Source organism: Streptosporangium sp. NPDC002721, from assembly GCF_042888905.1.
GTDB lineage: Bacteria > Actinomycetota > Actinomycetes > Streptosporangiales > Streptosporangiaceae > Streptosporangium.
The window spans coordinates 277,912-284,997 of sequence record NZ_JBIAQI010000001.1 but is presented as its reverse complement, the minus strand read 5'-3'; the positions used below and the strand labels follow the sequence as shown (position 1 = coordinate 284,997).

Below are 7,086 nucleotides of genomic sequence, written 5' to 3'. Positions count from 1 at the left end.
CCGGGAACACGGGAAGACGACGCTACGGCCGGTAGGGTCCGGTGAACGTGTGGGTGCCCGCGCCCACCTCCTCCGGGAGGTCCCCCTCGCAGGGAAGGTCCAGCTCCGCGACGGTGCCCGGCGGGACCGTGACGGTGACCGTCAGCGTCTCCCCGGCCACCGTCCTGACCATCGTCCAAGCGACCGACGCCGGCCCGTACGGCGTGTGCAGCTCGGCCGAGGCGTGGGTGAGGCCCCCGCCGGGGCGCGGGGCGACGCGCAGGCGGCGGTAGCCGGGCGCCGCCGGGGCGAGGCCCGCGACCGTGCGGTGCAGGAAGTCGGCCACCGCGCCCAGCGCGTAGTGGTTGAAGGACGTCATCTCCCCCGGGTTGACCGAGCCGTCGGGGAGCAGGCTGTCCCACCGCTCCCAGACGGTGGTGGCGCCCATGGTCACCGGGTACAGCCAGGACGGGCACTCGCGCTGGGTGAGCAGCCGGTAGGCGGTGTCGTGGGCGCCGACCGAGGCCAGGGCGTCGCACACGAGCGGGGTGCCGACGAAGCCGGTGGCGATCCGGTGGTCGTCGCGGGCGACCAGCTCGACCAGGCGCCGGCCCGCGCGCTCGCGCTGTCCCGGCCCCTCCAGGAGGTCCAGGTGCAGGGCGAGGGCGTAGGCGGTCTGCGTGTCGCAGGCCAGCCGGCCCGAGGGGGTGACGAACTCGTCGCGGAAGGCCGCGCGCACGGCCGAGGCCAGCTCCGCGTAGCGCTCCGCGTCCTCGTCGTGGCCGAGCAGCCGGGCTGTGTCGGCCAGGATCCGCGCGCTCCACGCGTGGTAGGCGGTGGCGACGAGGACGTGGTCGGTGAGCGACCTGCCCGGCTGGTCGGGAGGCGACGCGGGGTCGAGCCAGTCGCCGAACTGGAAGCCCTCGTCCCACAGGTTCTTCCTGGTCAGCGCGGCGACCTGGTCCACCCACGCCTTCATGCCCGCGTACTGCGCCCTCAGCACCCCGAGGTCGCCGAAGCGCTGGTGGAGCACCCACGGCACGATCACCGCGGCGTCGCCCCAGGCCGCGGCGGGCTCGGCCGGGAACAGCAGGTCGATCCAGGGGACGTAGTGCGGGACGGTGCCGACCTCCGCCTGCTCGGCGGAGAGGTCGGCGAGCCAGGAGGAGAGCATGCCCGCGCAGTCGTACAGGAAGGAGGCGGCCGGGGCGAAGACCTGGATGTCGCCGGTCCAGCCGAGGCGCTCGTCGCGTTGCGGGCAGTCGGTCGGGATGTCGACGAAGTTGCCGCGCATGCTCCAGAGCACGTTCTCGTGCAGGCGGTTCAGCAGCGGGTCGGAGCAGGTGAACGCGCCGGTGCGGCGCATGTCGGTGTGACAGACGACCGCCTCGACGTCGCCGGGCTCCAGTTCGCCGGGCCAGTCGATCACCTGGGCGTAGCGGAAGCCGTGGACGGTGAAGCGCGGCTCCCACTCCTCGGCGCTCCCGTCGCCGCGCAGCGTGTAACGGTCCAGGGCGGCCGCGTCGCGCAGCGGCCGCAGCGACAGCGCGCCGCCTTCGAGGACCTCGGCGTGCCGGAGGGAGACGGTGTGTCCCGCCGGTCCCTGGACCCGGATGCGCAGGCGGCCGGAGATGTTCTGGCCGAAGTCGAGGATCGTCTCCCCATCGGGGCCGGTGAGCACCTCCACCGGGGCGAGGGTCCCGGTCCGGCGCACCGGCGGCCCGGTGGGGGCGACGAGCAGCGCCGGGTCGTGGTCGAGGACGTCGGCGGGCAGCCAGGCCCCGTCGTCGAAGCCCGGCGACGACCAGCCGTCCGGGAGCAGCCGGGCGTCGTGGGCCTCGCCGTCGTACAGGCTCGCGGCGGTGACCGGGCCGCTCGCGCAGCGCCAGCCGCCGTCGGTGACCACCCGCTCGGCCGTCCCGTCGGCGTAGGTGATCTCCAGCTGGGCGACGAGGGCCGTGCGGTCGCCGTACACGCCGGTCTTGCCGCCGAGGAAGCCGAGGCGGCCCCGGTACCAGCCGTCGGCCAGCGTGGCGCCGACGGCGTTGGCGCCCTCCCGCAGCAGGGCGGTGACGTCGTGGGTGCGGTAGCGCAGCCGGTGGCCGTAGCTGGTCCAGCCCGGCGCGAGGACGTCGTCCCCGACGGCCGTGCCGTTGATCTCGACCTCGTACAGGCCGTGCGCGGTCACGTACAGGCGGGCCGACGCGACCGGCCCGCGCACCGCGAAGTCGCGCCGCAGCAGCGGGGCGGGGCCGTCGGGGGCGCCGAGGAGTTCCGGCGGTGGCGCGGCGGCGCCCGCGTGCCAGGACGCCGCCTCCAGCAGGCCGGTCTCGGCCCACGACCAGGGGCTCCAGTCGCTCGCCGAGCCGTCGTGGCCGTGCACCCGCACCCGGACGCCTCGCCGCTCGCGGGAGCCGAGCTCCGCGCCCGGCCAGGGGACGAGGACGGACCGCTCGGACTCGACGGCGCCGGTCGCGGTGAGGACGGTGCCGCTCTCGTCGGCGATCTCTATCTCGTACGCCCGCTGGAGCCAGCCGGGCAGGCCGGCGAGGACCGTCCAGGACAGGCGGGGCGCGCTCTCCCCGATGCCGAGCGGCTCGCGGTGGTGCTCGAAGCGGGGCGGTTCGACGCGGGGCGATCCGGCTCGGGAGGGGTCGACGTGGAGGACGGGTGCGGTGGTCACGGGGTGCGGAACTCCTCGGGTCAGCCCTTGACGGCGCCGGCGGTCATGCCGGCCACGATCTTGCGGTTGAAGAAGACGAAGGCGAGCAGCGGCGGGATCGTGATCAGGACGATGTCCATGAACAGCAGGTTCCACTCGGTGCTGTAGCGGCTCTGGAAGTTGTAGAGGGTGACCTGCACGGTCGCGTTCTCGTCGCCGGGCAGGAAGTACAGCGGGTTGACGAAGTCGTTGAAGATCGCCACCGAGCTGGTCAGGATCACCGTGACCGTCACCGGCCGCAGCAGCGGGAAGATCACCTTGAAGAACAGGGAGAGGCCGCCGCAGCCGTCGATCATCGCCGCCTCGTCCAGCTCCCTGGGGATCGCCGCGACGAACGCCCGGAACAGCAGCACCGCGAACGACAGGTTGAAGGCGACCTCGACGAGGATCAGCCCGGGGAGCGTCTTGAACAGCCCGATCGCCTGCAGCAGCCAGATGGTCGGCACGATCGCGGGCGGGATGATCAGCCCGGACAGCACCAGCAGGTTCGCCAGCGCGCCCACCCGGCCCGCCCTGCGCTGCAGGACGAACCCCGTCATCGCGGCGAACACCACGACCAGCGTGACGGAGGCGACGGTCAGGACGGTGCTGTTGACGTACGCCCGCAGCAGGACGTAGTCCCTCGCGGTCACCACCTCGACGAAGTTGGCCACGACCGGCCAGTTCGCCGGCCAGGCGAAGTCCAGGTCGGCGGCCTGGGTCTTGTCCTTGGCCGCGGTCAGCAGCATGAAGGAGAAGGGGACCAGGAAGACGACGGCGGCCACGACGAGCGCGACCGCCTCGGCCCCGGCCCTGCGCAGCGTTCTCACGAGGGGACCTCTCTTCTGCCCAGGAACCAGGTGAGCGGGAGGACGACGGCGGTGACGACGAGGAAGAGGATGACGTTGCCCGCGGTGGACAGGCCGTAGAAGCCGGCCTGGTACTGCTTGTAGATGATCGAGGCGATGACGTCGCTGGTGAAGCCGGGTCCGCCCCGGGTCATCGTCCAGATCAGGTCGAACGAGCGCAGCCCGCCGATGAAGGAGAGGATGATCACCGAGTAGGTCGCGGGCCGGCTGAGCGGCAGCGTGACGTGCCGGAAGCGGTGCCAGGCGTTGCCGCCGTCGACCGCGACGGCCTGGTGGTAGTCCGGCGGGATGGACAGGATCCCGGCGATGTAGATGACGGTGGCCAGGCCCACCCCCTTCCACACGTCGACCAGCGCCACCGACAGCAGCGCGGTGCTCGCGTCGCCCAGCCAGTCGCGCCCGGAGACGCCCACCAGGGCGAGCGCCCTGTCGACCAGCCCGGTGTCGGGCTTGAGCAGCACGCTGAACGTGATGCCGACCGCGACCGTGCTGACCAGCACCGGGAAGAAGACGACCGAGCGCAGGAACCCGCGCAGCCGCAGCCTCGAAGTGAGCAGGACGCCGAGCGCCAGCCCGAGCACGACCTTCAGGCCGCTGGTCACCACGGCGTAGACGAACGTGTTCTGGAACCCGACGCGCAGGTTCTGCTCGGCGAAGAAGTCCCGGAAGTTCTGCAGCCCGACGAATGTGCTGTCGAAGAGCGTCCACCGGGTCAGCGAGAAGTAGAAGGCCATCACCGTCGGGATGAGGAAGATCACGACATAGACGACCGCCGCCGGCAGGTAGAGCGCGTAGGGGTAGGCCGCGGCGGCCCTCTTCCCCCTGTTGCTGTCCTTCCCCGCGGAACGGGAGCGCCGGGGCGCCGCCGGGAGGCCGGGCCCCGCGTCACCGCGGGACCCGGCGCCCGTCTTCCCGGATCCGGTCACCACCCGGCCAGCCCCAGCTGCCTGGCCTGCTTCTCCACGTCCTTGTCGTACTGCGCGGCGCCCTCCGCCGGCGGGGTGAGGCCCGAGCCGACCGCGACGGTGATCTGCTCCAGGGCCGGGCCCTTGACCGGCGACAGGAACTCCAGGGCGGGCGCGGTGGCGTCGTTGTCGATGTAGGCCTGCAGGTCCTTGGCGACCTGCAGCGCGTCCTCCGGCAGCGTCGAGCCCTTGACCCGGTACGGCCCGGTCGGCGGGACGGCCGTGGTGGCCGCGGCGGTCCCGGCGGGTGAGGCCACGAAGGCGAGGAACTTCTTGACCGCGTCGAGGTGCTCGGTCGTCTTGGCGACGTACACGGCGGCGGGCTCCCAGATCGTGGCCCCGTTCCTGGCCGGGTCGTCACCGGGGATGCCGAAGAAGCCGATGTCGGTCGCCACCTGCGGGTTGTCGGCCAGCAGCGGCGGGACCACGAACGTGAGCAGCGGGAAGTGCGCCCCCTTGCCCGACATCAGGAGCTTCAGCCCGTCGTCGAGGGTCGTCGAGCCGAAGCCCTTGTTGAGGTAGCCCTTCCGGTGGACCTCCGCCAGCCGCTGGAAGCCGGCCGTCGCGGCGGGGGTGGTGGCGTACTTGGCCTTGTTGGCGGTGAAGTCCGCCACGAAGTTCGGCACCGCGGCCTGGACGTTGTAGAAGTCGCCCAGCACGAACAGCTGCGAGGTCCAGGTGTCCTTGAACGAGGAGATCACCGGGGTGAGCCCGGCCGCCTTGATCTTGTCGTTGTTCGCGGTGAACTCCGCCCAGCTCTTGGGCACCTGGAGCCCGAGGTCGGCGTAGACCTTCCGGTTGTACAGGATGCCGCCGCCCGCGGCCGTCCCGACGGGCACGCCGTAGACCTTGCCGCCCTGCGTCACCACGGGCAGGTAGGACTCCTGCACGTCCTTCAGCGCGGGGTCGCCGGTCAGGTCGGCCATCGACTGCGCCGGGTTGAGCGCCTGCAGCAGCGAGCCGGAGTTGTACCAGAACATGTCGGCCATGTCGCCGGTCGACAGCCGCGTCTTGACGATGTTGTCGCCCTCGCCGCCCTGCGGCCGGGTCTCGGTCTCGATCTTGATGTTGGGGTCGGTCTTCTGGAAGGCGTCGATGACCGCCTTGGCCGTGACCAGGGTCGTCTCGTTGTTGTCGATGAGGAAGGAGAGGGTGACCGGGCCACCGGCCGCGGGCTCCTCGCCCGAGCCGCAGGAGGTCAGGGCAGCGAGTGCGAGCGCGGCGACGGCCGCGCCCAGCCTGCGGTGAGAGGTCTTCATGACGCCGCTCCGGGATTCGATTCAATCGTTTTAAGGGCCCCCGTGTGCGGTTAACGTAGTGTTACAAAATAGGCCCGTCAAGACTTGTTTCGGGGAACGGTGCTCAATCGAAACCCCGCGCCATCAAGCAAATCCCTCTCCCCGTGGGCGCGACGTGCCCCAAAAGTGGGTAACGTTACCCACTGCCGTCCCAGCTCGGGGGCGCGCTGCTCGTACACTCGGCTACGGATCTCGTCCCCTGTGGAATCCCGGAGAGGTGGGCCCATGGCCGCGCGCGACGAACGACGGCGGGTGACGATCGCCGATGTGGCGGGCCACGCCCAGGTCTCCACCACCGCCGTCTCCAAGGTGCTGCGCAACGCCTACGGAGTCAGCCCGGCCATGCGCGACCGGGTGAGGCTCGCCATCGACGAGCTCGGCTACCGGCCGCACGCCGGGGCGCGGGCGATGCGCGGCCGCACCTTCACCATCGGCGTGCTGCTCCCGCACATCAGGAACCCGTTCTTCCCCGAGATCCTCGACGGGCTCACCGAGCAGCTCGACGGCACCGACTACCAGGTCATCATCGTCCAGGGCGGCTCCGACCCGAAGACCGAGACAAAGGCGATCGACGCCCTGGTCGACCGGCAGGTGGACGGCGCCCTCATGGTCGCCCCGCTCAGCTCGAAGTCCCGGCTGGAACAGGTCGCGAAGGGCACGCCCACCGTGGTGCTCGGCCGCCACGAGAAGTCGGCGGTCTACGACTCGGTGTTCGACGACGACGACGCCGGGGCCGAGCTCGTCGTCGAGCACCTGGTCGCGCTGGGACACCGCAGGATCGCGCACATCGCGCAGAAGGACGGCAGCCTCGGCCGGGCCGCGGAGCTGCTGCACACGATCAGGGCGGCGACGTACGAGCGCGTGATGCGCGAGCACGGGCTCGGCGACGAGATCGCCGTCGCGACGACCTCCTACGCCGAGGAGGGCGGCTACCAGGGCGCGCTCCAGCTGCTGGCCCGGTCACCGCGCCCCACGGCGATCTTCGCCGGTGCCGACCTGGCCGCCTTCGGCGCGCTGGCCGCGATCCACGAGGCCGGCCTCACCGTCCCCGCCGACATCTCGGTCGCCGGGTACGACAACACCCGGCTGGCCCGGCTGGCCAACGTGTCGCTGACGAGCGTCGACCAGGACGGCGTCGTCATGGGCAGGACGGCGGGGCGGCTGCTGCTGGAGCGGATCGAGGGCCGGACGGCCTCGGTGCGCTTCTCCGTCAACCCGACGCTCGTCCCCCGCCGCTCGACGGGCCCGCTGCCGTCGGGATGAGCGGACCGCCG

The 7,086-nt window shown here is 71.7% G+C and carries 5 protein-coding genes; 1 reads left to right on the top strand and 4 read right to left on the bottom strand.

Annotation, left to right across the window (positions count from 1 at the left end; all coding sequences use genetic code 11):
- Window positions 1–22: 22 nt before the first annotated feature.
- From ACFYWM_RS01195 to ACFYWM_RS01180, 4 genes are read right to left on the bottom strand one after another with little or no spacing between them, the layout of a single operon-like run.
- Window positions 23–2,662, bottom strand: a complete 2,640-nt coding sequence (locus ACFYWM_RS01195; protein ID WP_389907102.1) for a family 78 glycoside hydrolase catalytic domain — start codon at window positions 2,660–2,662, stop codon at window positions 23–25.
- A 20-nt stretch (window positions 2,663–2,682) separates the two neighbouring features.
- Window positions 2,683–3,510, bottom strand: a complete 828-nt coding sequence (locus ACFYWM_RS01190; protein ID WP_389907100.1) for a carbohydrate ABC transporter permease — start codon at window positions 3,508–3,510, stop codon at window positions 2,683–2,685.
- Window positions 3,507–4,478 (bottom strand): carbohydrate ABC transporter permease, encoded by a 972-nt coding sequence (locus tag ACFYWM_RS01185; protein WP_389907098.1) that lies wholly within the window; start codon window positions 4,476–4,478, stop codon window positions 3,507–3,509. Before ACFYWM_RS01185 ends, ACFYWM_RS01190 begins: the two co-directional genes overlap by 4 nt.
- Window positions 4,472–5,773 carry an ABC transporter substrate-binding protein gene (locus ACFYWM_RS01180; protein ID WP_389907096.1) on the bottom strand — a complete coding sequence of 434 codons (1,302 nt, stop codon included), beginning with the start codon at window positions 5,771–5,773 and terminating at the stop codon, window positions 4,472–4,474. The genes ACFYWM_RS01185 and ACFYWM_RS01180 overlap by 7 nt, the downstream gene beginning before the upstream one ends.
- Window positions 5,774–6,037: 264 nt before the next feature.
- On the opposite strand from ACFYWM_RS01180, the gene ACFYWM_RS01175 reads away from it, so the two are divergent.
- The gene (locus ACFYWM_RS01175) at window positions 6,038–7,075 is read left to right on the top strand and encodes a LacI family DNA-binding transcriptional regulator (RefSeq protein ID WP_389907094.1); all 1,038 of its coding nucleotides are present in this window, start codon (window positions 6,038–6,040) and stop codon (window positions 7,073–7,075) included.
- Window positions 7,076–7,086 lie beyond the last annotated feature (11 nt).